The organism is Sphingomonas sp. BRN-1R (assembly GCF_057748035.1).
Window position 1 is genome coordinate 3,590,119 of sequence record NZ_CM173236.1, and the last position, 25,507, is coordinate 3,615,625.

Consider the following 25,507-nt stretch of genomic DNA (forward strand, 5'->3'; position numbering starts at 1 on the left):
CGACTGCGCTCAGCACGAACGGTAGAAAGAGTGGCAACCGATAGCCGCTCACAAGAAGCTATACGGGTCCACGTCCACCACCACGCGCACCTTGGCGGACCAGTCGACCCCGCCGAGCCAGTCGCGGATCACGTCCTGCACGTCGAGCGCACGGCGCGCATGGACGAGCAGGCGGAAGCGGTGGCGGCCGCGCAGCATCGCCAGCGGCGCGGGCGCGGGGCCGTACACCTCCATCGCGTCGATCTTCGGCGCGGCGCGGCCGATCGCCTTGGCCGCATCCTGCGCGGCGGCCTGATCCTCGCTCGACACCACGATCGCGGCGAAGCGGCCGAACGGCGGCGCGCCCGCCTCGCGGCGGTTCTCGGTTTCGGCGGTGTAGAACGCCTCGGCATCGCCGGTGATGAGCGCGCGCATCACGCTCGCGTTGGGGCTATGCGTCTGGAGATAGACGTGGCCGGGCTTGGCGCCACGCCCGGCGCGGCCCGCCACCTGCATGATCTGCTGGAAGGTGCGCTCGCTCGCGCGCAGGTCGCCGCCCTCCAGCCCGAGATCGGCGTCGATCACGCCGACTAGGGTCAGGTTGGGGAAGTGATAGCCCTTCGTGACAAGCTGCGTGCCGACGATGATGTCGATATCGCCCGCCTCCATCCGCCCGACGAACTCGGCGGCCTTGGCGGGCGACCAGATCGTGTCCGAGGTGACGACCGCGACCTTGGCGTTGGGGAACAGCAACTTCACCTCGTCGGCGATACGCTCGACGCCGGGACCGACCGGCACCAAAGTATCCTCGGTGCTGCATTCCGGGCAGACGCGCGGCACCGGCTCGGCATGGCCGCAATGGTGGCAGGCGAGCCGGCGCACCAGCCGATGCTCGACCATCCACGAGGTGCAGTTCGGGCATTGGAAACGATGCCCGCAGGTTCGGCACAGCGTCAGCGGCGCATAGCCGCGCCGGTTGAGGAACATCAGCGCCTGCTCGCCCCGCGCGAGCGTCTCGTCGAGCGCCTTGACGAGACGCGGCGCGATCCACTTGCCGCGCTCGGGCGGTTCGGCGATCAGGTCGATCGGCTCGATCGCGGGCATCTCGGCGGCACCCCAGCGACCGGGCAGCTTCAGCTCGGCATAGCGCCCGGCGGCGACCTGCTGGCGTGTCTCGATCGCCGGCGTGGCCGAGGCGAGGATCACCGGACAGCCCTCGAATAGCCCACGCATCACCGCCACGTCGCGGGCGTGGTAATGCACGCCCTCCTCCTGCTTGAAGCTGGTCTCGTGCGCCTCGTCGACCACGATCAGCCCGAGATTGGCATAGGGCAGGTACAAGGCCGAGCGCGCGCCCACCGTCACCAGCGCCTGCCCCTCGGCGATCTGCCGCCACGCGCGGCGGCGCTGGGATGAGCGCAAGCCCGAGTGCCACGCCACCGGCGCGCAGCCGAAGCGTGCCGCGAAGCGTTTGAGGAACGGCTCGGTCAGCGCGATTTCGGGGAGCAGGACGATGGTCTGCTTGCCTTGCGCGATCGCCGCGGCGACCGCTTCGAAATAGACCTCGGTCTTGCCCGACCCGGTCACGCCGTCGAGCAAGGTCGGCTGGAACCGCTCCGCCTCGACATCGGCGACGAGCGCGGCGGCGGCGGCGCGCTGGTCCGCCGACAGCGCGGGCGCGCCGTGGGCAGGGTCGGGCATCGGGAACGGCTGGTCGATATCGACCGAAACCGGTTCGATCGCCCCGGTCTTGACGAGGCCGCGGATCACCGCGTCGGACACGTCGGCGATGGTGGCGAGTTCGCGGATCAGCCCCTGATGCGCGCCGATCCGCTCAAGCGCCTGGGTCCGTTGCGGAGTGAGCCGGTCGGGCACGTCGCCGGTCGCGCGATATTCGGTGACGAGCTTGGCCCCCTCCAGCGCCGAGGTCGAGGCGAGCGCCATCCGCGCCACCGCCGCCGGGGCGGCCAGGTAATAATCGGCGGTCCACTCGATCAGCCGCCGTAAAGGAGCCGCGAGCGGCGGCACCGGCAGCACGCCCATCAGATTGCGCAGGCGATTGTCACCGACCTCGGCATCCGAGGGCATGCGATCGGCCTCCCACACCACGCCGAGCAACTGGCGGGGCCCAAGCGGCGCGACCACCACCGACCCCGGCTCGACGTGCATGCCGTGCGGCACGCGGTAATCGAGCGGGCCGAGCGCGGAGTTCATGACGAGGACGCGGGCGCGGGACATTCGGGGCGTATGTAGGGTGACACACACAAAAAGGCGACCGTCGCCCCGGCGCAGGCCGGGGCCGCTGTGTTTTAGGGCGGGCGGTCCGACCAAAACCCAGCGGCCCCGGCCCCTTCGGCTGGCTGGCAAGCCAGCCGCTCAGGACAGGCTTCGCCGGGGCGACGAGTGTGCTAGGGACGGGAGCATGAACCTCCCCCTCGCCTTCGCCGAGCATCTCGCGCGCGACCGGCGGCGCTCGGCGCATACCGTGCGTGCGTATCAGGCGACCGCGGAGCGGCTGCTCGGCTTCCTGCAAGGCCATTGGGGCGAGGCGGTGACGCAAGCGATGCTCGCGCGGGTCAGCGCGGCCGATCTGCGCGCGTTCCTGGCGCTGCGGCGCGAGGATGGGCTCGGCAACGCCTCCGCCGCGCGCGAGCTGTCGGCGGTGCGCGCGTTCCTCGCCTTCGCCGGCGCGGAGACGCCGCGCCTGTCCGGCCCACGCGTCAAGAAAGGCGTGCCGCGCCCAATCTCGCCCGACGAGGCGCTCGCGCTCGCCGATGAGGTTGCCGAGGATCGCGACGAACCTTGGATCGGCGCGCGCGATCTCGCCGTGCTGCTGCTGCTTTATGGCGCCGGCCTGCGTATCGGCGAGGCGGTCGGGCTGACGGCTGCGGCACTCCCACTCGGCGAGACGTTGGTCGTCACCGGCAAGCGCGGCAAGACGCGCGTCGTCCCGCTGCTCCCGCAGGTGCGCGCCGCGATCGAGGATTATGTCGCGCTCTGCCCCTATGCGTTGGTACGCGATGCCGCGCTGTTTCGCGGCGCGAAGGGCGGGCCACTCGCACCCGGGCTGATCCGCCGCGCGGTGCAGGCGGCGCGCACGCGGCTCGGCTTGGGTGAGCGCACCACGCCGCACGCGCTGCGCCACAGTTTCGCGACGCACCTGCTCGGGCGCGGTGCGGATCTGCGCGCGCTACAGGAACTGCTCGGGCATGGGAGTCTCGGCTCGACGCAGATCTACACGGCGGTCGATGCCGCGTATCTGCTCGACGTATATCGCAACGCGCATCCGCGCGCGTGAGCGGTCAGACTGTCAGGTTTTCCGCCGGGACCGCATAATAGCTCGCCACGCGATCGGCATAGGCCTGATCGAAATCGGGCGCGTTGTTCGCCCAGCTCGGCCCGCCCTCGAGCACGCGGCGGTCAATCGTGACGACATAGCCGTCGGCGGTGGCGTCGAACGACAGCAGTTCGAACGGCAGCGGGTAGAACGCCTTGCCCATGCCGAGGAAGCCGCCGATCGTCAGCACCGCATACAGCGCGTGGCCGCTGCGCTTGTCGATCATGAAGGCGTGGACCGAGCCGATCCGGTCGCCGTCGCGGCTGCGGACCTTCATCGCGTCGCTGCGGTTGGACTGGATCAGCAACTGCGTGGCGGGTTGGTCGGTATCGGACATGCGCAAATCCCTCTGTATCGCACTCGTAACGGCCGGACCGGCGCGCGGGTTCCTGATCGCGGGCAGGCGACATTTCGTCCGGCTCCGCGCATTCGGGCGGTTGAGCCCGGCGCGCGCTTCGCCCATAGCGGTGGCATGCGCGCACGTTTCCTCACCGGCCTTGGCCTCCTCGCGCTCGCGGGCTGTGTCGAGAAGGCGCCACTCCCGCCGACCCGCCCCGCGCCCGTGGCGACGCGCCGGCCCGTTCCGACTCGCGCGCCCGCGCCGCTGCCGCCCCCGCCCGCCGCCGCCTCTGACTGGCGCGACTGGCCGCTGACGCCGGGCGACTGGGTGTACCGGCAGGACGCACGCGGCTCGATCGCGCTGTACGGCCCGCCCGGCGGCGACGCGCTGGTGACGCTCCGCTGCGACGTGGCGGCGGGGATGATCTACCTGTCGCGCGCGAGTGCGGGCGGCCCGGCTGCGGCGACGATCCGCACCACCAGCACCGCGCGCACGCTAAACCTCACGCCCACCGGGGGCACCCCGCCCTATCTGGCGGTGGCGATCACCCCGCGCGATTCGCTGCTCGACGCGATGGGGTTCAGCCGCGGGCGGTTCCTCATCGAACAGGCGGGCGTGGCGCCGCTGGTGATTCCGGCATGGGCCGAGATCGAGCGCGTGACCGAGGATTGCCGCCGCTAAGGTTGGCGCGGTATGGGTGTACCGCGCCGCAGCCGGTGGCGCTCAGGTTTGGTGGCTCGGGCCTCCGCGAAAGCACGATGGCATCGCTTTGCTCATCCTTCATAGCAAGCCGCCGCTCTCCGCCTCTCCCCAAACCGTTCGTGTCGAGCGAAGCCGAGACACCTCCGCGTGGGACCATCCCTCGACTTCGCTCGGGACGAGCGGGTAGGCGGTGGCAGAGCAGATTTGCAGAGTGTCTCGGAGGTCGCTTGGACGCGGAGCCGTCCAACAAGCGTGCGCGCGTCCCGGAGAGCCTCGGCCAGATGCCAGCAAGAGAATGCTGCATAGACGCGCTTGAGGACGGTGCGGTCGCCAGTCGCTCGACATGCCTCCTTATATCATTTCCAGCATTACGACCGTCACGCGCCCCGAAGCCCGACTGACCCACTCCCGCGTATTGTTACCTGACCCCAAACGACAAGAGCCACGGGCGGGCGGCCCGTGGCTCTGAAGTCCGAACTCGCATCGGCTGGTGTCCTTACCGTGCGGCGATCACGCCGCGCCGGATCAGTGGCCCGGCGGCGGCGGGACCGCGCCCGGCGGCATTGCGCCGGGGGGCATCGCACCCGGAGGCATCCCGCCCGGAGCGCCACCCTGCATCTGCTGCTGTTGCATCTGCTGCTGCATCTGCATCTGGCGCAGCGTCGCCTCGGGAATGAAATCGAGCAGGTCGACCGTGAAATGCAGCACCGAGCGCGCCGGGATCGGCCCGTTCGCCTTGTCGCCATAGCCGAGGCTCGGCTTGATCCAGAACTCGTATTTCGAGCCCTTGGTCATCAGCTTCAGCGCCTCGCTGAAGCCGGGCACGACTTCCTTGACCGGCATCGGCGTCGGCTGCTGCGACTTGTCGAAGGTGGTCCCGTCGAGCAGCTTGCCCTCGTAGTTCACCAGCGTCACGTCCGCGTCAGTCGGCTTCGCATCGCCCTGCCCGGGCTGCAACACCCGGTATTGCAGGCCGGACGGCGTCTCCACCACGCCCTTGGCATGACGGTTCTTGGCGAGGAACGCCGCGACCGGATCGGACGGCGCCTGCATCGCCAGCGCCGCCGCAGCCACGAAGGCGAGCGCGATGCCGACCCACACATAGACCAGGATGTTCCGACGAATCGGCTTCATGGGTACGGCGGTGATCGACATTGGTGCCCCCGAAGGATCGTCCGGCGCGGGCGCGCCGGATCAGGTCGTTACGATAGAACGGCTGCCGGTGCTACGCGCCGGCATCGGCGGGTTTACCGCGCGCCGTCACGCTCCAGGCGCTTGCGCTCCAGCTTGCGGGCGCGGCGCACGGCAGCGGCACGCTCGCGCGCGCGCTTCTCGCTGGGCTTCTCGTAGTGGCGACGCAGCTTCATCTCGCGATAAACGCCCTCGCGCTGCAACTTCTTCTTGAGGGCGCGCAGCGCCTGGTCGACGTTATTGTCGCGAACTACGATTTGCATAAAACGCTCAAACTCCGGATCAATAGAAATCGGTCGTCGCAAGCCACTGCCCGCGCCGCAAGGCGTGCGCCCTACACGCGTCGCTTACGGTTTTCAACCGATTGTTGAGTCAGGCCAGCAGCTTCGGTGCTTCCTTGGCGACTTTCGCGCGGATTTTCTCCGCGAACAGCGCAAGGAACGGCGGCAGATCGATCACGGCATGGACCTTGTCGTCAAGCGCATCGACTCGGCTGGAGACCCGCTGCCCCATCGCCACGATGGTGAAATGGAGCGTGTCGCCCTCCCAGCGATGTTCGGTCACGTTGCTGCCGGGCAGCATGGCGGTGGCTTTCTGCACGCCCTCCTCCAGTCGCTGGCGCACCACCGCGCGGGTGTGCTTGTGGGGAATGTCCATGGTGATCGGTTCGGGCATTGGGAAAGTCCTTTGTTGATCGGCTCACACCGATGGGCGGTGCCGGGTGGCGGAGCGGGCCGGCACCGCCCTCAACGCATCAAGATGCGAACAGCATCGCATCGTCGGCGAACGCCTTGAACTCCAAAGCGTTGCCGCTCGGGTCCAGGAAGAACATCGTCGCCTGCTCGCCCGGCTGGCCGACGAAGCGCGTGTGCGGCTCGATCCCGAAGCGCGTGCCCGCCGCCCGCAGCCGATCGGCGAGCGCCTGCCAGTCGGCCATGGTCAGCACCACGCCGAAATGCGGCACCGGCACGTCATGACCGTCGACCGGATTCGCCACCGTGACGGGCTTGGCGGCGGGATCGAGGTGCGCGACGATCTGGTGACCGTACAGGTCGAAGTCGATCCAAGTGTCGGCGCTGCGCCCCTCCGCGCAGCCGAGCGTGCCCGCGTAGAAAGCGCGCGCGGCGGCGAGATCGTGGACCGGAAAGGCGAGATGGAACGGGCGTGGCATGCGCATCTGATAGCGCGCGCCGGAGCGGTTTGTCACCCGCGATGTAAAATGTCTTTGCCCGATGCAGGCCGGGATCGAGGTACGGAACGTCGGCAAACCGGCGTCGCGCTTCGTTACAGTCACCTCACCAACTCGACCCCGGCCTGCGCCAGGGATCAAGATGCGCATCGGGCGCGTGCCGCGAACGGAGCGCCAAGGCTTGTCCCCGCCCGCGTCGTTCCGCATAGGCGGCGACCGGGCTCGCGGCCCTGGCCGGGACAGGTCCGGCATGAAGGAATTGACGTCGTGACCAGCACCTTCGCAAGTCTCGTGACCCGGCGGGCGGCCGTCCCTTCGCTGCTGCTCGGTGCGGCGGCGGTGCTGGGCTTCGCGCCTTGGGGCTGGTGGCCGGTGACGCTGGCCTGCTTCGCCGTGTGGATGTGGCTGGTGCATGCCGCACCGACGATCCGCGCGGCCTTGTGGCGCGGCTGGTTGTTCGGCCTCGCGCATTTCACGCTTGGCAACATCTGGATCGCGCAGGCTTTCTCCTATCAGGACGCAGTGCCGCACTGGCTCGGGCCGATCGCGCCGTTCCTGCTCTCGCTGTATCTGGCGATCTATCCGATGCTGGCGGCGGGGGCGGCGTGGCGGTTCCGCCGTGCGCAGCCCCATGCGGGCTTCGTGCTGGTGTTCGCCGCCGCGTGGATCGCGAGCGAATGGCTGCGCGGCACGATGCTGACCGGCTATCCGTGGAATCCGCTCGCCGAGGTCTGGCTGCCGCTGCCCGGCGTCTCCGCGCTGCTGGCGGTGATCGGCACCTATGCGCTGTCGGGCGTGACCATCCTCGCGGCGGGCGCGCTGGCGCTGCTGGCGGCGCGGCGCTGGCGGTTCGCAGGCGTGACGGCGGCGGGGTTCGCGGTAGCGGCGGTGAGCGGGATCGCGCTGCCAATGACGCCGGTCGCGCCCGCGCCCGACGCCCCGCGCGTCCGCATCGTTCAGCCCGATCTCGATCAGGAGCAGCGCCCGCGCGACGACTATCCCATCGCCAACCTGCGCGCGCTCCAGACGCTTGGCGGCACGCCCGGCCCTGCCCCGCGGCTGATCCTGTGGCCGGAGGGGGCGCTGCGCTTCAACGTCGAGGACGGCTACCCGCCGCATTATAATTACCTCGGCGATCCGCGCGAGGTGCGTGCCGCGATCGCCGCGCCACTGGGTGCACGCGACGTGGTGCTGACCGGCGGGCAGGCGCTCCAGTTCGACGCGGACGAAAAGCTCACGAGCGCGGGCAATTCGATCTTCGCGATCGACCCGCGCGGGCGGCTGATCGGCCGCTACGACAAGGCGCATCTGGTGCCGTGGGGAGAGTATCTGCCGGCGCGACCGCTGATGTCGGCGATCGGCCTGTCGCGGCTGGTGCCCGGCGATATCGACTTCGCGCCGGGCGCGGGGCCGCAGACGCTCGCCCTGCCCGGCTTCGGCAAGGTCGGCTTTCAGATCTGCTACGAGATCATCTTCTCGGGGAATGTCGTCGATCCCGCGCACCGGCCCGATGTCATCTTCAACCCCTCGAACGATAGCTGGTACAGCCGCTCCGGCCCCGAGCAGAACCTCGCGCAGGCGCGGATGCGCGCGATCGAGGAAGGACTGCCGGTGCTGCGCTCCACGCCGACCGGGGTGTCGGCCGCGATCGACGCGCACGGCCGCGTGCTGGCGTCGATCCCGTGGAACACGCGCGGCGCGGTTGAACTGCCGCTGCCCCCGGCGCTGCCCCCGACATTGTTCGCGCAGGTCGGCAACTGGCTGGCTGCGCTGACCGCAATCGCGATGCTGCTGTTGGCCGTTGCCTTCCGCGTCTCGCGCCGTTAGGGGCACATATAAGGAAAGCTTTATATGCGCCGTCGCGACGTTCGCGGCCGCGCCAGCAAAGGGCAAGATGATGCGCGCTTCGTTCCTGTTCACCTCCGAGTCGGTCTCGGAAGGCCATCCCGACAAGGTCGCCGACCAGATCAGCGACACCGTGGTCGACCTGTTCCTCGCGAAAGACCCCTATGCGCGCATCGCCTGCGAGACGCTGACGACCACCAACCTCGTCGTGCTCGCCGGCGAAATCCGCTGCAAGGGCGTGTACGAGAACGGCGCATGGGCCGAGGGCGCGCTCGCCGAGATCGAGGCGGCGGTGCGTAACACGGTCAAGGAAATCGGCTACGAACAGTCGGGCTTCCACTGGAACGAGTTCAAGTTCTACAACAACCTGCACGGCCAGTCGGCGGAAATCGCGATGGGCGTGGACGAAGGCGCCAACAAGGACGAGGGCGCGGGCGATCAGGGCATCATGTTCGGCTATGCGACCGACGAGACGCCCGGCCTGATGCCCGCCACGCTGTATTACAGCCACAAGATCCTCGAGCGGATGGCCGCCGACCGCCACTCGGGCGCGGCGCCCTTCCTCGAGCCGGACGCCAAGAGCCAGGTGACGCTCGCCTATGAGAACGAGAAGCCGGTCCGCGCCACCGCGCTGGTCGTCTCCACGCAGCACGCGCCGGGCTATTGCCTCCAGGGCGACAACGCCGACCCCGCCAAGTATGAGGAACTGCGCAGCTACGTGACCGGCGTGCTGGGCGAGACGCTGCCGCAGGGCTTCATCACCGACGAGACCGCGATCTACATCAACCCGACCGGCGCGTTCGAGATCGGCGGGCCGGACGGCGACGCGGGTGTCACCGGCCGCAAGATCATCGTCGACACCTACGGCGGCGCATCGCCCCACGGCGGCGGCGCGTTCTCGGGCAAGGATCCGACCAAGGTCGATCGCTCGGCGGCATACGTCTCGCGCTACCTCGCCAAGAACGTCGTCGCGGCCGGCCTTGCCAAGCGCTGCACGATCCAGCTCTCCTACGCGATCGGTATCGCCGAGCCGCTGTCGGTCTATGTCGACCTGCACGGCACCGGCACCGTTCCCGAGGCGAAGATCGAGGAGGTGCTGCCCAAGCTGGTGCGCCTGACCCCCAAGGGCATCCGCGAGCACCTCAAGCTCAACGCGCCGATCTACAAGCGCACCGCCGCTTACGGTCACTTCGGCCGCGAGCCCGATGCCGACGGCTTCACCTGGGAAAAGACCGATCTGGTCGACGCGCTGAAGGCGGCCGTGGCGTAAAGCCCCTCCACCTCGCGGTCCGAAAAGCCTCCCGACGCATGCGCGTCGGGAGGCTTTTTCATGCCGCCGCGCGTGCCGCCCGCTTCTCCAGCCGACGCTGGCGGCGCGCGTTCTTCTTCATCTGGCGCATCTCCTTGGTCATCTCGCCGCGCACCTGCCCGTGCGCGAGCAGCGCGAAGATGCCCGCGCCGCCGATCAGGTTGCCGACCACTGCCGGCAGGATGAGGCCGAACACCGTGCGCACCGCGTCGGCGTGCCCTGAGAAGAACAGCAGGAACGCCTCGCTCGACCCGACCACCGAGTGCGAGAAGCCTCCTATCGCCACCACCCATGTCACCGCAAAGATGACGAGGAAGGATTGCTCGCGCGCATTGGGAAGCGACCAGGCGAGTACCGCGATCAGGAAGCCCGCCGGCACCGCGTTGACGAGCGTCGCGAACGGCGAATGCTGGAGGATCGGCAACGCGACAGCGATCATCGCATCATGCGCCGCCGCCGAGCCGAGCCCGCCAAAAGCGATCACCGCGCCGCCGATCGATGTGCCGATCAGGTTCGCGCCCAGCACCACACCCCACAGCCGCAGCGTGCGCCCGAGCGATTCGCGCGTGGGATCGCTCACCAGCGGCAGCACCGCGGTAATCGTGCTTTCGGTGAACAACTGCATCCGCCCGAGAATCACAATCAGGAAGCCGACCGGATAGCCCATCGCCATCACCAGCTCACGCCACGGCGCATCGGGCAGATGCTGGCGCAGCACGCCCTCGGTCAGCAGCGAGGCGTTGATCGCCAGCCCCGCCGCAACGCCCGACCAGAACAGCGATGCGAGCGGGCGGCGCAGTTCGTCCTCGCCCTCCTCGCGGATCGCGCGGTGCAGTTCCTTCGCATTCGCCGCCTTGAGATCGTCGACGCCGCCCGTTTCTTCCGACAAAACCTTGCCCCCCTTGGATATCCTGTGCCGGAGAGAACGGGCCAGATCGGAATTGTCTCCGCCGCGGCGGGAGGGGTGACGGCGCGGCGGCGCTTCGCTATCGCGCTCGCCACCATGACCGAGCCGCTCGCCAACGACCCCGCCACGATCCGCCGCCTCTACGGCCGCCGCCAGGGGCACAAGCTGCGCCAGGGCCAGTCCGCGCTGGTCGAGGACCTGCTGCCGCGCGTGAGCGTACCCGAGACCGGGCCGCTCGATGCGGTGACGCTATTCGGCGCGGATCGTCCGCTCGAACTGGAGATCGGCTTCGGCGCGGGCGAGCATCTCGCCGGGCAAGCGGCGATGCGGCCAACCCATGGCTTCATCGGCTGCGAGCCGTTCCTCAACGGCGTGGTCGGCGCGCTCAATTATATTCGCGACGGCGCGCTCGACAATGTGCGGCTGCACATGGGCGATGCGCTCGAAGTGGTCGAGCGGCTACCCGACGCCAGCCTCGACCGGCTGTACCTGCTCCATCCCGATCCGTGGCGCAAAGCACGTCACGCCAAGCGCCGCATGGTCAACCACGGCCCGCTCGACCTGATCGCCGCCAAACTGAAGCCCGGCGCGGAGTTCCGCCTCGGCACCGACGACCCGACCTATTGCCGCTGGTCGATGATGGTGATGAACCAGCGCCGCGACTTCGAGTGGCTGGCGGAAAGCGCACGCGATTTCCTCGAACGCCCCGCCGACTGGCCCGAAACCCGCTACGAGCGCAAGGCGCGCCGGCAGGGGCACGAGGTCTGGTACTTTATTTATGAGCGAAAGTAGGGCGTGGCCTAGCGTAGGAAAATGATGGTCTTTCAGTACACTTAATTACGCTATGATTGATTTCTGTTCGCCTCGGTTTCCGTTTCGGTGATTACTCGGTGATTACAAATTCGGGGCACGAGGTTCGGTCGGAGGTCAGGAAAATGGCAACTGGAAAAGTGACCAAACGGACCATCGATGCCCTTCTGGCGTCGAACGTCGACGGCTATCTCTGGGACTCTAATCTGAAGGGGTTCGGCGTACGGACGTCGTCGTCGGGCGGAGCGACCTATGTGCTGCAATTTCGCATGGGCGGCCGCGAGGCGAAGACCCGCCGCTACACGATCGGCAGCCACGGTTCACCCTGGACGCCGGTCACAGCCAGGGCGGAAGCGGAGCGTCTGCAGATTCTAATCGCACAGGGCATCGATCCTGCCGACGCGGAAAAACAGCGGCGGCGTGAAGCAGTCGATCTCGCTTTCTCGAACTACGCAGATCGCTTCACTGCGTCATGCGACGCTGAGGGCTGGGGCCGAGTCGTGGAGCAGGGTCTGCGGCTTCACATCAAACCTGTCCTTCGGAACAAACCGCTGCCGAAGATCACCCGCGTCGACGTCGTCGAGGTGTTCGACAAGATGCCACCGGGTCAGCAAGCGAACCGGCGTAACGTGTTTGCTGTCCTTCGACGGCTCTTCAAATGGGCAATAAGCCGCGGCGATGTCGAGCGGAGTCCGATGGAGGGCATGGAAGTCCCTCCGGCGGTGAAGGCTCGAGACCGCTGGCTGTCCGACGAAGAACTGCGGAGAATTTGGACAATCGCCCCGCAAACCCATCACTGCTTCGGACCTATTGTCCGCCTCCTCATCCTCACGGGTCAACGCCGGGAAGAGGTTCCCAGCCTCACGTGGGCAGAACTGAACCGCAAGGAACGGCTCTGGCGCCTCCCGAGTGAGCGCGCCAAGAATGGCGAACCCAACACGGTGCCACTCAACGACCTTGCAATCGCGGAACTCGACAAGCTCGCTCGAGGCCAAGATTGGCCGCGTCGCGGCCGAGTATTCGCAACTTCAACCGGTCAGGGGTTCATGGCCTATGACAAAGGCAAGAAGAAGATCGACAGACTGCTGACGGAGGACGGGGGTGATCCGGTCACAGGATGGCGCCTGCACGATCTGCGTCGCACTGTAGCGACCGGCTTTCAGCTACTAGGGTCAGGACCCATTGATGTGAGAGACGCGATCTGATTCAGGCTCTGTGAGGAGACCGTGAATGAGCGACCTGTACTGGCTGACGGATGAGCAGATGGCGCGCCTGCAGCCGTACTTCCCCAAGAGCCACGGCAAGCCGCGAGTGGACGACCGGCGGGTGCTGAGCGGCATCGTCTTCGTCAATCGCAACGGGCTGCGCTGGTGTGATGCGCCGACGGACTATGGCCCGCACAAAACTCTCTACAATCGCTGGAAGCGGTGGGGCGAGAGGGGTGTCTTCCTGCGCATGATGGAGGGGCTTGCGGCAGCGGAAGCCGTGCCGAAAACGGTCATGATCGACGCGACCTACCTGAAGGCACACCGCACGGCATCGAGCCTGAGGGTTAAAAAGGGTGATCGGCCGCACCAAAGGCGGCATGAACACCAAGCTGCACGCCGTCAGTGATGCGGACGGGCGGCCTTGAGCTTCTTTATGACCGCCGGGCAGGTCAGCGACTACACCGGCGCGGCAGCGCTGCTCGACGATCTGCCCAAGGCACAGTGGCTGCTCGGCGACCGAGGGTATGACGCCGACGGGTTCAGGGACGCCTTGGAAGCCAAGGGCATCCAGCCCTGCATCCCAGGCCGCAGATCGCGCGATGAGCCGGTCAGATACGACAGGCGCCGGTACAGGCGCCGGAGCCGCATCGAGATCATGTTTGGCAGGCTAAAGGACTGGCGCCGCGTCGCCACTCGCTATGACCGGTGCCCAACCGTCTTCTTCTCTGCCGTCGCCCTCGCGGCCACCGTCATCTTCTGGCTATGACCAATGAGTCCTGACCCTAGCCTCGGTCCAACTCCTGACCCGCCGCTTAGCAAGGCGCACTAAGTCAACTGCTTAGTTTCGAATCCGAGTCCTACATGTCGCAGAGCGGTGTGGCCGGATCAGCCAAAAGCTCGGGGTCGACAACAGCCGAGGCTTGCACCAGCCGCTTTGCTTGCACATAATCTTTAGGGCGGTTTACACAGTCGATCGCAACGAACCTGCCGCGGCGCAGATAGACGACCGAAAAAGAACCCGTTGCGGAATTGCCTCTTAGAACGGTCTTGTCATGTCCGGTCGAGAGCCCAACGGTCTGTAGCCTTAGATCAAATTGATTCGACCAGAACCAGGGTGTCGCCGTGTACGGGGTCGGCATGCCACAAATTGACTTGGCAGCAGCGACCGCCATGTCATTAGCGTTCTGGACCGATTCGAGCCGAATGATTGTTCCTCCGGCGAAGACGTTGGCGTGGGCCGCGCAATCGCCGATTGCGTACACATCCGGCAGGCTCGTGCGACAACATTCATCGACATCTACGCCGTTACCGCCGGCTGCACCCGCCGTGATGAGCGGCCCGACGCAGGCGGCGATGCCGATCCCTACGATCACTAGATCGGCCGGTATTGTACCGCCATCCGCCGTGACGACCTCAGACACGCGGCCGTTTTGCCCCTCTATACACTTCACCAAGGCGCGGGTACGTATTTCAACGCCATGTGACTGGTGGATGCTTTGGTAGAAGCGGGAAAGCTCCACTCCCGCCACCCGCGCAAGAACACGCGACTGCGCTTCCAAGAGCACGACCGAGCAGCCAAGCTTGCGCAGGACCGCCGCCGCCTCCAGCCCGACATAGCCGCCGCCGATCACGACCACGCGCGTGGCGCCGGCATCGAGTTCTTTCATCAGCCGGTCGACGTCGGCGCGGGTCCGCACCGCGTGCACGCCGGCCAGATCGGCACCCCCGCATGACAGTCGGCGCGGATCACCGCCCGCTGCCCAAATCAGCGTGCCATAAGCCACCTTCGCGCCGTCCAACAGGCTCACTCGTTTATGCGTAGGATCGACCGTGACAACTTCACGCCCCAGCATCATCGTGATGTGGCGTTCGTCCCAAAAATGTGCGGGCCGAATCAACAGTTGTTCGAAGACCTTGCCGCGTGACAGATAGTCCTTTGAAAGTGGCGGGCGCTCATATGGGAGTTCTGGCTCGCGGCCAATCACGGTGACGCTTCCGGCAAAGCCGGTCTGGCGCAGCGCGATCGCGGCGGCCGCGCCGGCGTGGCCCGCACCCACGATGACGACATCGGCGGTCTCCACGGGTCAGCTCTCGGGCGCGATCTGAACGACCAGACCTTCGAGATCGGCGTCCAGCACGATCTGACAGGACAAGCGCGAGTTCGCGGCACGGAAATCTGAGCTATCGAGCAGGTCGCTCTCCTCATCGTTGGCGGGAACGTCGATCCCGCCCGGCCCTGCCTCAACGAAGACGTGACAGGTCGCGCAGGAACAGGAGCCCCCGCACATCGCCACGAGTTCATAGATCTCGGCTTTGCGGATCGCCTCCATCAGCGTGCGGCCGGGCGCGCCTTCCACTGCGTGTGCGACACCGTCGCGCGTCTTCACTGTCAAACGGATCATCGAGTGCGGTCCAATCAATCTTTGAGGATGGAGATCAGTGCGCGTGCTCGCGCGGTTCGATCCCGGTGATGTAGCGGAACGCCCATTCCGGCTCGTGCATCAGGAACGGCGGCAGGTTGTGGACGAAGTGCGCGTAGCCGAACAACGGATTGGTCCACTCGCGCGGCACCCAATTGTCATCGACATAGTCGGCATCTGCGCCATATTCGGCCTCGCCGCCGGCCGGGCATCCGAAATAGTAGAACAGCGCCGAATCGACACGGTGCCGCCCAAGCCCCTGGTCCGACGGTTTCCAGCCCTTGCGGATCATGCCGTTTACCGAGATCATAATCTCGTCCAGATCCTCGAGCGCGAAGTTGGCGTGGTGGAAGCGGGTTTGGCCGTCCATGCCCGCAAAGGGTGCGTTCGCGTTGAGCAACAGGATGTTGTGATGATTGTTCGTCCCGTCGGCGCGAAGGTAGTTGCCGAAGCCGTTCTGCTGGTCGGTGCGGCGGAAGTTCAGCACGTCCACCATGAACTGGTACACCGTGTCATAGTCGGGCACCGCGAACACGACATGAGTAATCATGCGCGGCGTGGCGGCGAGACGCCATCGCCGCGGGCGATTGAGCCGCTCGACCTTGCCGGGCGCGTTCGCTGGATCGGGCGCGCACACCACCGGACGCGGCGTCCACACCCGCAACGCCATCGGCACGCCGAACGGTGTCACGAAGCGCACCTGCTCCCCGTCCCACTCGACCGGGACGGCCGCCTCGACACGCGTGCGCAATTCGGCGAGCGCGGCCGGCGTATCGACGCCCCAGACCACCTCCTGAACGCCCTTCCCGACCACGCGGCTAGCGGCGGGAAGCGCGGGATGGCCGAGCGGCAGGACGACGACGCGCGCGCCGTTGACCAGCTCGAACTCGCTGCCTTCCGCCGTACCTTCCCGCTGGCGCAGACCAAAATCGGCGAAGAAGCGTGTCGATTCTTCGACATTCTCCACTCCGTAGACGAGTCTCTCGATGCCGACGATCGCCACTGCGCTTCTCCTCAGAACATGTCTTTGTAGTTTGAGATGGGATAAATAGGCCGGGTCGCCCGCGAGAAATCCTTTGTGGCGATGGCCGGCATCAGCTTCGACGATGCCGCTGCGGCCGCAACCCTGGGGCCGCTGAGCGTCCCCGCCCGCTCACGCGGTCAGCACATCGCCCGGCCCGCCATAAGCTAGCCAGCCGCCATCGACCGGCAAGTTGACCCCGGTGACGTACGCGCTGAGGTCGGACAGGAGGTAAGCGGCCGCGTTGGCCACGTCGTCCACCTCCCCGATCCGGCCCATCGGCGTGCGGCGTTCCAGCCGGGCGACATCCACCTTGCCGTCGCGCGCGAGCCGCTCGATCATCGGCGTGTTGATATAGGTCGGGGCGATCGCGTTGACCCGGACGTTGTGGCTCGCCCATTCGCATGTGAGCGTGCGGGCGAGTTGCGCAATCGCCGCCTTGGCCGGCCCATAGGCGTGTCGGCGCGGGATGCCGTTGACCCCGTTGACGGACGACACCAGCACCATCGCGCCGGATCGTTGCTCCACCATAAGTCGGCCCGCCGCCCGCGCGACGCAGAAGCTTCCGCGCAGGTGCACGTCAACGGTCAGCTGCCACGCATCGATGTCCACGTCGAGCGCGGGACGAACCGGATTGGCAATGCCTGCGGAGTTGAACACGCCGTCGATCCCGCCAAGCGCGTTCGTCATCTGCGCGACGCACCGCTCGCAACCTGCCTCATCCGTGACGTCGAGCGCCGCGCGGCGATCGTTCGAAAGGTCGGGCCATGCGTCGGCGAGCGCGGCGGGATCGAGGTCGCAAACGAAGATCTCCGCGCCGAAGCGGCGGAAGGCGTGTGCCGCACCTTGCCCGATTCCGCTTGCCGCGCCCGTGATGAGGATGCGCTTGCCCGCGAGCAGCGGCAGGTCTGCCACCGCGCTCACCAGTGCACCATCGGCAGTCCGGCGACCGGGCTCACGAAGGTAGGAATGGTGGTGCTACGCAAGCCGCCGAGGTGAACTGTCCGCAGGTCCGCGCCGCCGAACGTCACGCTGGCAAGCCACGGGCAAGTCGATCCGCCGGAGCGCATCAGCACGTCGAACGGCACCGCGCGTCCGCTGGCGAACACCTCCTCGACCATGCGCGTTCCTTCACGGTTTCCATCGTCCAGCAGTTCGAGCAGCTCACCCTCGGGCGTGATCGCCACCAGCCGGTCCGCGAAGATCATGGTCGCCCACAGATTGCCGTACGCGTCGAAGCAGATGCCATCGACCAGCCCGTCGCCGAGCGACGAAGGCCCATAAACTTCGCGGTCGCTCAGCGACCCGTCGTTCTGGATGCGGAGCCTTGTCACGCGCTTGGCGGTGGTCTCCGCAACGTAAATCCATTCTTCGTTCGCATCGAAGCGTATTTCGTTGGTGAAGTGAAAGCCGTCGGCGACCACGCGCGCGCCGCGCTCATCAAGCAGGATTAGCGCTCCGTCGGCCAAGTCGTTGCGGATCGCATCGCTCCACGGATTGATCGTGGTGGAAACGGTGATCCAGACGCGGTCCCGGCGATCCCTGAGGACAAAGTTTACCTTGCCCAGCGCGCGCCCGTCGATCGTGTCGAGAAGAACGCTGGTACGGCCGCGCCGCGTCATGCGCTCCAATCGATCGGTGCCAAAATTGGAGATCAGGAAATCGCCGTTGGCATCAAATGCGAGGCCGTTCGGCAACGTGCCCCGAAGCAGGCTGTCGGCAGCCGATCCGGCGAGGTCGAAGTGCGCGTCGGGTTCCTGCGTGACGAGGGTCTGCGTGCCGTCGGGATCGATCCGCATCACGCCGCCCCGCGCATCCGCCGACCACAGCGTGCCATCAGCCTCCGCAAGGATGCACTCGGGCCGTTGCAGATCGCGCCCAACATGCCGGATCGCTGCGGGATCGACCTGGAAGCCCTTGAGCGGATTAGGCCCGCGCCCCGTCCGAAGAAGCGTCATGCCGCCGGCATCCGTGCAAAGCGGTCGGCAAGCCAGTCGCCGATGAAGTTCTGCACCGGCTCCATATTGTCCGCGCCGCAATGCTCGGTACCGCCCTCTTCGGCGGTGAAGACCTTGATTTCCCGATCCGGGCTGTTGACCGCCTGAGCGAAGCTTTGCTCGGCGTATTTGAGCGGGATCTGCCGGTCGTTGCCGCCGTGCGTGACGAGGAACGGCACGCGGATCCTGTCGAGATGCCCGTTGAGGTTGACCTTCTCCATCAGCGTCATGAAGCTGCCGAGGTCCGTCTCGCCCCACACCCACATGACGTGATCCCAGTAATGCGGTACGGGCATGTCGCCTTCGCGCTGGAGACGCGCTTTCTGGTGGCCGCCCCAGTCGTGATTGCCGCCCCACACCGCGCCGATCGCGAAGCGCGGCTCATAGGCAAGTGCGCGCGGCGCATAATACCCGCCCATCGACCATCCCATCATGCCGATTCGCCCTAGATCGACGTCGGGGCGCGTTTCGAGATAATCGACGGCGGCGCTCGCCCAGCGTTCAGTATCGTACACCGCCGTCAGCCCGTCGAGGCGCAGCGCCTCGCCCACGCCGGGCTGATCGATCACCAGCACCGAGATGCCGCGTTGCGCGAAGCGATCCCGAAGCGCCAGCGTGACCATCTCCTTGGTGCTGTCGAGCCCGTTGCAGAAGATCATGCACGGACGCGGCCCCTCGCCCCGCCCGGGGATGAAGATAGCGGACAGGTGCGCGCCCTCATACGAAAACGTCACCCGCGCTGCGCCAAGATCGCTCGTTGCGTAGAAGCGCCGCATGGCGTCGAGCATGGTCGCGTACATCGCCTTGCGAGGCGCGAAGTCGCGGCTCTGCATGCGCTCGGCGGTGATCAGATAGGCGGCGGCGCGGCCGTATTTCTCGGCAGCCGTGACGGCGTGGCCGGCCGCATCGGCTGCCGCCGCCAACCCGAGCACACGCTCGCCCAGGTCGCCCCAAGCGGAGAAGAACGCTTCGGTGCCGTGATCGGGATTGGTACCGGCCACCGCGCGCACCCGGTCGTTGGCGGGGTCGATCTCTCCCATCACGCCGCCCATGTTGAGGCAGATGTTGACCGAAAGGTTCCAGACATAATTGCCGGGGAAGGGTTCGTACACGGTGCTGCTCCCGATAGAATTACGCGGCGGCGCGGTCAGAAATCGACAAGGTCGCCGCCCTTGAGCCCAAGCATGATGCGGGCATCTTCCGGGCTGGCCGGCTCGTGACCCATTTCATGCAGGATGCGCACGATTTTGCCGACCTGCTGGGCGTTGGATGCTGCAAGAACGCCGCGTTCGATGAACAAACTGTCCTCCAGACCGACGCGGACATGCCCGCCGAGCAGCGCCGCCTGCGTCAGGAACGACATCTGGTGCCGACCTGCGGCGAGTACAGACCATTGATAGGAGCCGCGACCGAACAGGCGGTCGGCGGTTTCCTTCATCACGAAGAGGTTTTCGAGATCGGCGCCGATGCCACCCAGGATGCCGAAGATCATCTGAACGAAGAACGGCGTCTTCACCAAGCCACGATCAACGAAATGCGCGAGATTGTAGAGATGGCCGACGTCGTAGCACTCATGTTCGAACTTGGTGCCCGCGTCGTTCATGGTCGACAGGATCGTCGCGATATCGCGGAAGGTGTTGCGGAAGATATAGTCGTCGGAGTCAACGACGTAATCGCGCTCCCAATCATGCTTCCATGTGCTGATCCGCTTGGCCGCTGGAAAAAACGCGAAGTTGATCGAGCCCATGTTCAGCGAGCAAAGTTCGGGCTTGAAGCGCGCTGCCGCCGCAAGCCGCTCGGCCACCGGCATGGTCGCCGCACCGCCGGTTGTGATGTTGATCACCGCATCCGTCTGTTGCCGGATCACCGGCAGGAAACGGGCATAGACATCGGGATCGCCCGTCGGACGACCATCCTCGGGCACGCGGGCGTGCAGGTGCAGGATCGCCGCGCCCGCGGCGGCGGCTTCGATCGACTGCGCCGCAATCTGTTCGGGCGTTATCGGCAGCGCGTCCGACATGGTAGGCGTGTGCGCGGAACCCGTTACCGCGCAACTGATGATGACTTTCGCCAATCTCTATCTCCTTAATCGAAGCGCGGCAGGATCGCGGCGAGCCTGTCGCGGCACAGCGCGGCGGCGGGAGTCTCCACGCCCACATCCGCTCCCAAGCTCAGCGCGGCGCGCAGATCCTTGTCGAAAATCGGTGTCGCGCGCGGATGCAGGTCAAGCTCTGGCCACATGTCGGCAGCACGGCTTTGCGCAAAACCGGCGTGGAACACCTCGAGCAGCACGTCGCGGGGTACGCCGGCGCTCACGCCGAGGCGCAGTCCTTCGGACACGGCCATCATGGTCACGCAGCACACGAGCTGGTGCGCGATCTTAGCGGCGGTGGCGGAGCCGACATCGCCCGTCAGCGTCACGCTCGGGCCGGACGCGCGGAACACGGGGAGGCATGCCTCCACCGCCTCCGCAGGACCGCCGACCATGTACGACATGGTTTTGTCGATCGCGCCTTTGGCGCTCCCGCTGACCGGCGCATCGACGAGCACTACCCCCTGCGCAGCAGCCAGCCGCGAGGCCTCGCTCATGGTTGCCGGCGCGATCGTACTGTGCACCGCCACGATCATCCCTGCTCTTGCGCCTGCGAGAATGCCGCCTTCGCCAGCGAGAACTTCCAGCACCTGCGCATCATCGACGACACAGACGATCACGAGGTCGCTCCCCTCCGCAACGCCGGCCGGCGACACCGCCACGACCGCACCGGCCGCGGCCAGCTCCCGCACCGGGTCCGCGCGAAGATCGTAGACGGTGAGCGGGTAGCCGGCATCGACGATGTTGCGCGCGAGCGGCTTTCCTTGAAAGCCGAGGCCGACGAAACCTACCCGCATGTGGATGCCGTCTTGTTGCGGGCGCAAGCGCGGATAGCGCGCATGAAATGACCTCCTCAGTATAAGCGTTTCGCTGCGAACGCTTGCGCGCCCGAGCACACGCAAGCTGCGATCCACGGCAGCGATGCCGGGATCGCAGCGGCGCGCGTTTCAGAAAGTGTAGCCGAGTGTGACGCCGTAGGTGCGCGGCGGGGTGAACGTACCGAGTACCGGCGCGTTGAACAGGCCGAGCGACGATACGTAAAGCTGCGACGCAGCCAACGTGTTGCCGATGTTGCGAATACAACCTTCGACCGACCACCCTGCGACGTTCTCGAGCCGCACGCTGGCGGAACCGATGCCGTAGCTGCCTTGCGCAACAAGATCGTTGTTGAACGGCGTGAAGAACTGCTTGCCCTTATACGAGTATTCGCCGTGCAGCTTCAGCTTGTAGTCGCCGATGTCCCACGTCTTGTCGGCATAGACGAGAAACGTGACCTTGGGCGCCTGCGACAGCCGATTGCCCGACAAATCCTCAGCCGGCGTGTTCGCAGGCTTGCTGGGATCGCTGGTCGAGTAATCCTGATACCGCGCGTAAACATAGGCGACGTTGCCGCCGATGGCGAGGCCATGCATCGGACGGACCGAGCCTTCGAACTCGAAACCGTCGACAGTCGCTCCGGCCGCATTCTCGATGAAGGTCTGGTTGCTGCGCACCAACGTCACCTGAAGATCGGTATAGTCGTAGTGGAAGCCGATGATGTTCGCGGTCAGCGCGCCGCCGAGCAGGGTCGTCTTGATGCCGCCCTCATAATCGGTGATCTTCTCGGGGCGATACGCCGGCCGGTTGTCGCCGATGGCATAGCCGCCGCTCTTGAAGCCTTGGCTATAGTTGAAGAACGCGAAAACCTGCGGCGTCACCTGATACGTGACCGACGCCGTTGGCGTGAAGCGGGAGAAGCGCGCGGAATCGATGCGCGGATAGCCCGGGTTTGGGGTGATATCGTTGAAGCCCGGAGTATAGGGCCGCGAGCGATCGAGCTGGAACGTGTTGTTGATGTCCTTCTTCTCGGTGCTGTAGCGGCCGCCGCCGGTGAGGGTCAGCCCGTCGATGATCTCGTAGGAGAGCTGGCCGTAGCCCGCGAAGCTGTTGGTCCTTTGATAGCCGAGCGTCGCGAATCCATCGGTGAGCGCAGCCGTCCCCCCGAACAGGCGGCCGCTCAGCGGTATCTCGGTGCCGGCAGGGCCGATATTTTCATGAAAATACTGGCCGCCGATGAGATAGCCGAGCCGGCCGAACTTACCGTCGATCGTCACCTCCTGGCTGACCTGGCTGGCGTTGTCGAACAGGTGGTCGATACCGAGCTGAAGGCTGGTCCCGTCCACGTCCACTGTGTTCGACGTCGATACCTCGCGGTAGCCGGTGATCGACTTGATCTTGCCCCAGCCCGCGTCATAGGTGATCTGCTCGGTCACGCCGTAGCTTCGGAGCGACAGCGCGGGATCATTGTCGCTGGCGATGTCGCGGCTTCGCTGCAACGTCGTTCCGCCGAGCAGCAGGCCGCGCGGGACCAGCCCCGGTTGTGCCTGCCCGAAATAGTGCAACGCGTTGCCGCTATCGGATTCATAAGCGTAATCGCCGATCGTCAGAAATTCGAGGCCCTCGACCGGCTTCCACAGCACGGATGCGCGCACGCCCATCTGATCTTCGTTATCAATGTTCGATCCGGTCACAACGTTGCGGCCATAGCCGTCGTGCCGGCTGTAATGGCCGGCGACCCGGACAGCCAGCGTCTCGGACGCGGGGCCGCCCACCGCGAAATCCAAATTCGCGGCGTTATAGTTGCCATAGCCCGCCCGAACATAACCGTTCGTGTCGAAGCTCGGGCGGGCGCTCGTCACCACCACAGCGCCGCCCGTCGCGTTGCGGCCATAAAGCGTGCCTTGCGGGCCTTTAAGCACCTGCACGCTTTCGACGTCGAACAATCCGGCGTTCTGCGCGTCGGGACGCGCGATGTAGACGCCGTCCTGGTAGAAGCTGACGCGCGGATCCTGCAGTGCGGACACGCCGTCCGAGCCGATCCCGCGCACCGAGATGCTGACTTGCCCGATGTTCTTGCCGAACGACACCGCCGGGACGACCGCCGCGAGATCCTCGACGGTCGCAATGCCCCGCGACGAAAGCTCCGCACCCGACAGCGCCGTCACCGCCGCCGGCGTGCGTTGAAGCACCGTGTTGCCGCGCAAAGCCGTGACGATAATGTCGCCAGGCACGTCGCTCGCGGTTTGTTCCTGCTGCACCGAAGCGGCTGCGGGCGGCTCGGTCGCGGCGCTGCCGCTATCCTGAAGCGGTGCCGCAGTGTTACCGCTCTCCGTCACGCCACTGGTTTGCGCGATTGCAGCGAACGGATATGCAGCAACGCTCGCGAACAGACCAGCGCCTAAAGCAATATTGCCCTTTTTCATGCATCCAATCCCTTTATCTTTTTGTGTCCGTCTCAGCCGACGTGATCGCCGTACTAGAGGAAGAAGGACAGGTTCTTTGCGCTCAGCGTCGCCTGATCGATCAGGATCTTGCGCCAGCAGATCTTCAGGCCACCCTCCGTCCGCCGGATCCTGTCCTCGCGCTTCCCGACCAGAAACTCTCCGGCCTCTTCAAGGCGTGAGCGATGGACGATGAGCTTGCTTTTGACGACGATTTCCTCACCGCGCTCGGTCTGTTCCACGCGGTCGACATAGATGTTCGAGACGATGTGCGACACGCGCGAGAGTGGCTCCTCCGCCCAATGGATCTTGGTGAGCACCTGATAAACGCGCGCGACGAGGGTCATGCGATTGTCGTCGATCCAGGCCGATTGATGACTGTCCGTCGCATCCTCGAAACGCTGATTGAACGGCAGGTTCTTTCGGATCGGCACCCAGTAGCGGATGTCGTCGGTGAAGAAGTCCAGCCACGGCTCAAAATGCCGTCCGTCGATCGTGTCGGCCTCGCGGTAGAGGAACTCCTCGACTTCGCGCGCCAGCAGGAGATCTTCGACGCTGGGCGCAGCGCTCGGGCGGCGTGTTTCCATGTCCATCGTCGCGGCCTCCATCAGTAACCCATCCGATCGGCCCAGGCGTGATAGAAAGCGACGTTGTTGCGCTCCGTCATCCACCATTTGCTGACCTTGCCCGGAATGAACGGATCCTCGTAGCTGCCGGTGTCGGCGACATAGCTGAACGGCGCATCGCGCGCGGCGCGCACGCCCGCGCCCTCGGACGCGTAATTCCAGTTCTCCATGTCGTCCTGCTCGGTCATGCCGCCTGGGCCGCTGTAGGAGATGTAGTAGGAGCGCAGGAAATCCTTCGCCTCCTGTGGCGCATCCTTGTCGACGAAGAACATCCGCCACGCCTGGCACGAGCGAGGTCCGTTCGGGTGCGCCATCAGGAACACGCGGGGTTGCTGCGTGTGGAAGCCGGCGTTCGGGAAAATGTTGGCGAGCACCATCGGCGAGCCCGCCTTAGCGCCCAGCCGGTCGATGCGGCGACGCCACGCATCCTCAAAATATTCGGAGGTGATCTTGGAGAGTTGATAATGGTTGCGCGGCTGGTCGAGTGGAACCTTCTCGAAAATCAGTCCGTGGCCATTGTTGGTCGCGGTGAGGAACAGTTCCCCGAACGGATCACGCCGACCGACACCTTCGCGCGGCCCTATTTTGGAAAGGTCGGTCGACATGTGGCTGATGTTGTGGAGCGGATCGCCACCGGAATTTTCGGACACGAATTTCCAATTGCAGGGGATGTTCCACTTCTGCACGCCGCCATACACCTCGACCTCCCCGTCGCCGCCGTCCCACGGCCCCAGGCCGTTCCACAACCCCTCCTTGGCATCGCCGAGGTAATCCTCAAACGACGGCGCGCCGGCATTCCACGTCGCCCAGATCGTGCCGCGGAACGACGCGACCTTGGCGACCTTGATAAGCCCCCAATCCTTCTTGTCGAAGGATGGCGGGAAGCTGTCGCTTTCCGGCACACCCTTCAGATCGCCGTTCAGATCGTACGACCAGGCATGATAGGGGCAGTAGAACAGCTTGGTATTGCCCTCGTCATACCGGCATACCCGCATGCCCTTGTGACGGCAGGTGTTGAGGAAGACGTTTGCCTTGCCGTCGCGGCTGCGCGAGAGGATGACCTGATCCTCGCCCATGCGCGACAGGAAGAAATCGCCAACATTGGGGATCAGGCTTTCGTGGCCGACGAGAAGCCAGGAGGTTCGGAAGATCCGTTCCAGTTCCTGTTCGTAGATTTCCGCATCATGGAAGATCTTGCGACTGACGCGGTCGCGATTGCGGTCCACCAGTGGGTGCGAGTTGGTGCTGAGATGTGTCTCGATATTCATAATCGC

General features: G+C 65.8%; 24 protein-coding genes and 1 pseudogene. 7 read left to right on the plus strand and 18 right to left on the minus strand.

What is annotated here, in order from left to right; translation table 11 throughout:
* Positions 1-48 precede the first annotated feature (48 nt).
* Entirely contained in the window at positions 49-2,217 is a 2,169-nt protein-coding gene (locus AC3ANX_RS16730) for a primosomal protein N' (RefSeq protein ID WP_488334366.1), read from the minus strand.
* 184 nt (positions 2,218-2,401) lie between these two features.
* Here AC3ANX_RS16730 and AC3ANX_RS16735 point away from each other — a divergent pair, with 184 nt between their 5' ends.
* Positions 2,402-3,277: a tyrosine recombinase XerC gene (locus AC3ANX_RS16735; RefSeq protein ID WP_488334367.1), complete on the plus strand. Its 876-nt coding sequence runs from the start codon at positions 2,402-2,404 to the stop codon at positions 3,275-3,277.
* A gap of 4 nt (positions 3,278-3,281) precedes the next feature.
* Here the strand turns inward: AC3ANX_RS16735 and AC3ANX_RS16740 are convergent, their stop codons facing one another.
* Entirely contained in the window at positions 3,282-3,653 is a 372-nt protein-coding gene (locus tag AC3ANX_RS16740) for a PRC-barrel domain-containing protein (RefSeq protein WP_488334368.1), read from the minus strand.
* 135 nt (positions 3,654-3,788) lie between these two features.
* Here AC3ANX_RS16740 and AC3ANX_RS16745 point away from each other — a divergent pair, with 135 nt between their 5' ends.
* Positions 3,789-4,337, plus strand: coding sequence for a hypothetical protein (locus tag AC3ANX_RS16745; protein WP_488334369.1), 549 nt, complete (start codon positions 3,789-3,791; stop codon positions 4,335-4,337).
* Between the two features lie 546 nt (positions 4,338-4,883).
* Here the strand turns inward: AC3ANX_RS16745 and AC3ANX_RS16750 are convergent.
* From AC3ANX_RS16750 to AC3ANX_RS16765, 4 genes are all read right to left on the minus strand, one after another.
* Positions 4,884-5,513: an FKBP-type peptidyl-prolyl cis-trans isomerase gene (locus AC3ANX_RS16750; RefSeq protein ID WP_488334370.1), complete on the minus strand. Its 630-nt coding sequence runs from the start codon at positions 5,511-5,513 to the stop codon at positions 4,884-4,886.
* Between the two features lie 92 nt (positions 5,514-5,605).
* The gene (gene rpsU / locus AC3ANX_RS16755) at positions 5,606-5,812 is read right to left on the minus strand and encodes a 30S ribosomal protein S21 (RefSeq protein WP_488336979.1); all 207 of its coding nucleotides are present in this window, start codon (positions 5,810-5,812) and stop codon (positions 5,606-5,608) included.
* A 109-nt stretch (positions 5,813-5,921) separates the two neighbouring features.
* Positions 5,922-6,224: a polyhydroxyalkanoic acid system family protein gene (locus AC3ANX_RS16760; protein ID WP_488334371.1), complete on the minus strand. Its 303-nt coding sequence runs from the start codon at positions 6,222-6,224 to the stop codon at positions 5,922-5,924.
* Between the two features lie 79 nt (positions 6,225-6,303).
* Positions 6,304-6,720, minus strand: a complete 417-nt coding sequence (locus AC3ANX_RS16765) for a VOC family protein (RefSeq protein WP_488334372.1) — start codon at positions 6,718-6,720, stop codon at positions 6,304-6,306.
* Positions 6,721-7,029: 309 nt separating this feature from the next.
* On the opposite strand from AC3ANX_RS16765, the gene lnt reads away from it, so the two are divergent.
* On the plus strand, positions 7,030-8,565 hold the full coding sequence (lnt, locus tag AC3ANX_RS16770; RefSeq protein WP_488336980.1) for an apolipoprotein N-acyltransferase: 1,536 nt from the start codon (positions 7,030-7,032) through the stop codon (positions 8,563-8,565).
* A gap of 70 nt (positions 8,566-8,635) precedes the next feature.
* Positions 8,636-9,853 carry a methionine adenosyltransferase gene (gene metK, locus AC3ANX_RS16775; protein WP_488336981.1) on the plus strand — a complete coding sequence of 406 codons (1,218 nt, stop codon included), beginning with the start codon at positions 8,636-8,638 and terminating at the stop codon, positions 9,851-9,853.
* Between the two features lie 58 nt (positions 9,854-9,911).
* Here the strand turns inward: metK and AC3ANX_RS16780 are convergent, their stop codons facing one another.
* The gene (locus tag AC3ANX_RS16780) at positions 9,912-10,781 is read right to left on the minus strand and encodes a formate/nitrite transporter family protein (RefSeq protein WP_488334373.1); all 870 of its coding nucleotides are present in this window, start codon (positions 10,779-10,781) and stop codon (positions 9,912-9,914) included.
* A gap of 114 nt (positions 10,782-10,895) precedes the next feature.
* On the opposite strand from AC3ANX_RS16780, the gene trmB reads away from it, so the two are divergent.
* From trmB to AC3ANX_RS16795, 3 genes and pseudogenes are all read left to right on the plus strand, one after another.
* On the plus strand, positions 10,896-11,591 hold the full coding sequence (trmB, locus tag AC3ANX_RS16785; RefSeq protein ID WP_488336982.1) for a tRNA (guanosine(46)-N7)-methyltransferase TrmB: 696 nt from the start codon (positions 10,896-10,898) through the stop codon (positions 11,589-11,591).
* A 158-nt stretch (positions 11,592-11,749) separates the two neighbouring features.
* Positions 11,750-12,814 carry a tyrosine-type recombinase/integrase gene (locus tag AC3ANX_RS16790; protein WP_488334374.1) on the plus strand — a complete coding sequence of 355 codons (1,065 nt, stop codon included), beginning with the start codon at positions 11,750-11,752 and terminating at the stop codon, positions 12,812-12,814.
* A gap of 25 nt (positions 12,815-12,839) precedes the next feature.
* Positions 12,840-13,583, plus strand: a pseudogene (locus AC3ANX_RS16795) (IS5 family transposase).
* A gap of 91 nt (positions 13,584-13,674) precedes the next feature.
* Here the strand turns inward: AC3ANX_RS16795 and AC3ANX_RS16800 are convergent.
* The 11 genes from AC3ANX_RS16800 to AC3ANX_RS16850 all read right to left on the minus strand — a co-directional run bounded on the left by AC3ANX_RS16800 (position 13,675) and on the right by AC3ANX_RS16850 (position 25,501).
* Positions 13,675-14,898 (minus strand): NAD(P)/FAD-dependent oxidoreductase, encoded by a 1,224-nt coding sequence (locus AC3ANX_RS16800; RefSeq protein WP_488334375.1) that lies wholly within the window; start codon positions 14,896-14,898, stop codon positions 13,675-13,677.
* 3 nt (positions 14,899-14,901) lie between these two features.
* Entirely contained in the window at positions 14,902-15,219 is a 318-nt protein-coding gene (locus tag AC3ANX_RS16805; protein WP_488334376.1) for a 2Fe-2S iron-sulfur cluster-binding protein, read from the minus strand.
* Between the two features lie 34 nt (positions 15,220-15,253).
* Entirely contained in the window at positions 15,254-16,240 is a 987-nt protein-coding gene (locus AC3ANX_RS16810) for a VOC family protein (RefSeq protein ID WP_488334377.1), read from the minus strand.
* 150 nt (positions 16,241-16,390) lie between these two features.
* On the minus strand, positions 16,391-17,182 hold the full coding sequence (locus AC3ANX_RS16815; protein ID WP_488334378.1) for an SDR family NAD(P)-dependent oxidoreductase: 792 nt from the start codon (positions 17,180-17,182) through the stop codon (positions 16,391-16,393).
* Entirely contained in the window at positions 17,179-18,216 is a 1,038-nt protein-coding gene (locus tag AC3ANX_RS16820; RefSeq protein WP_488334379.1) for an SMP-30/gluconolactonase/LRE family protein, read from the minus strand. Before AC3ANX_RS16820 ends, AC3ANX_RS16815 begins: the two co-directional genes overlap by 4 nt.
* Entirely contained in the window at positions 18,213-19,367 is a 1,155-nt protein-coding gene (locus tag AC3ANX_RS16825) for an alpha/beta hydrolase family protein (RefSeq protein ID WP_488334380.1), read from the minus strand. The genes AC3ANX_RS16820 and AC3ANX_RS16825 overlap by 4 nt, the downstream gene beginning before the upstream one ends.
* A gap of 35 nt (positions 19,368-19,402) precedes the next feature.
* Positions 19,403-20,329 (minus strand): 3,5-dioxohexanoate:acetyl-CoA acetone transferase, encoded by a 927-nt coding sequence (gene kce, locus AC3ANX_RS16830; RefSeq protein ID WP_488334381.1) that lies wholly within the window; start codon positions 20,327-20,329, stop codon positions 19,403-19,405.
* 11 nt (positions 20,330-20,340) lie between these two features.
* Positions 20,341-21,243, minus strand: coding sequence for an NAD(P)-dependent oxidoreductase (locus tag AC3ANX_RS16835; protein ID WP_488336983.1), 903 nt, complete (start codon positions 21,241-21,243; stop codon positions 20,341-20,343).
* Between the two features lie 51 nt (positions 21,244-21,294).
* Entirely contained in the window at positions 21,295-23,589 is a 2,295-nt protein-coding gene (locus AC3ANX_RS16840) for a TonB-dependent receptor (RefSeq protein WP_488334382.1), read from the minus strand.
* Positions 23,590-23,642: 53 nt separating this feature from the next.
* The gene (locus AC3ANX_RS16845) at positions 23,643-24,215 is read right to left on the minus strand and encodes a 3-phenylpropionate/cinnamic acid dioxygenase subunit beta (protein WP_488334383.1); all 573 of its coding nucleotides are present in this window, start codon (positions 24,213-24,215) and stop codon (positions 23,643-23,645) included.
* The gene (locus AC3ANX_RS16850) at positions 24,215-25,501 is read right to left on the minus strand and encodes an aromatic ring-hydroxylating oxygenase subunit alpha (protein WP_488334384.1); all 1,287 of its coding nucleotides are present in this window, start codon (positions 25,499-25,501) and stop codon (positions 24,215-24,217) included. Before AC3ANX_RS16850 ends, AC3ANX_RS16845 begins: the two co-directional genes overlap by 1 nt.
* Between the last annotated feature and the right edge of the window lie 6 nt (positions 25,502-25,507).

Bases quoted from the DNA above. Each gene is read 5' to 3' on its own strand.
- AC3ANX_RS16730 (WP_488334366.1), bottom strand. From the start codon at position 2,217: ATGTCCCGCGCCCGCGTCCTCGTCATGAACTCCGCGCTCGGCCCGCTC.
- AC3ANX_RS16735 (WP_488334367.1), top strand. From the start codon at position 2,402: ATGAACCTCCCCCTCGCCTTCGCCGAGCATCTCGCGCGCGACCGGCGG.
- AC3ANX_RS16740 (WP_488334368.1), bottom strand. From the start codon at position 3,653: ATGTCCGATACCGACCAACCCGCCACGCAGTTGCTGATCCAGTCCAAC.
- AC3ANX_RS16745 (WP_488334369.1), top strand. From the start codon at position 3,789: ATGCGCGCACGTTTCCTCACCGGCCTTGGCCTCCTCGCGCTCGCGGGC.
- AC3ANX_RS16750 (WP_488334370.1), bottom strand. From the start codon at position 5,513: ATGTCGATCACCGCCGTACCCATGAAGCCGATTCGTCGGAACATCCTG.
- rpsU (WP_488336979.1), bottom strand. From the start codon at position 5,812: ATGCAAATCGTAGTTCGCGACAATAACGTCGACCAGGCGCTGCGCGCC.
- AC3ANX_RS16760 (WP_488334371.1), bottom strand. From the start codon at position 6,224: ATGCCCGAACCGATCACCATGGACATTCCCCACAAGCACACCCGCGCG.
- AC3ANX_RS16765 (WP_488334372.1), bottom strand. From the start codon at position 6,720: ATGCCACGCCCGTTCCATCTCGCCTTTCCGGTCCACGATCTCGCCGCC.
- metK (WP_488336981.1), top strand. From the start codon at position 8,636: ATGCGCGCTTCGTTCCTGTTCACCTCCGAGTCGGTCTCGGAAGGCCAT.
- trmB (WP_488336982.1), top strand. From the start codon at position 10,896: ATGACCGAGCCGCTCGCCAACGACCCCGCCACGATCCGCCGCCTCTAC.
- AC3ANX_RS16805 (WP_488334376.1), bottom strand. From the start codon at position 15,219: ATGATCCGTTTGACAGTGAAGACGCGCGACGGTGTCGCACACGCAGTG.
- AC3ANX_RS16820 (WP_488334379.1), bottom strand. From the start codon at position 18,216: ATGACGCTTCTTCGGACGGGGCGCGGGCCTAATCCGCTCAAGGGCTTC.
- AC3ANX_RS16840 (WP_488334382.1), bottom strand. From the start codon at position 23,589: ATGAAAAAGGGCAATATTGCTTTAGGCGCTGGTCTGTTCGCGAGCGTT.
- AC3ANX_RS16845 (WP_488334383.1), bottom strand. From the start codon at position 24,215: ATGGAGGCCGCGACGATGGACATGGAAACACGCCGCCCGAGCGCTGCG.
- AC3ANX_RS16850 (WP_488334384.1), bottom strand. From the start codon at position 25,501: ATGAATATCGAGACACATCTCAGCACCAACTCGCACCCACTGGTGGAC.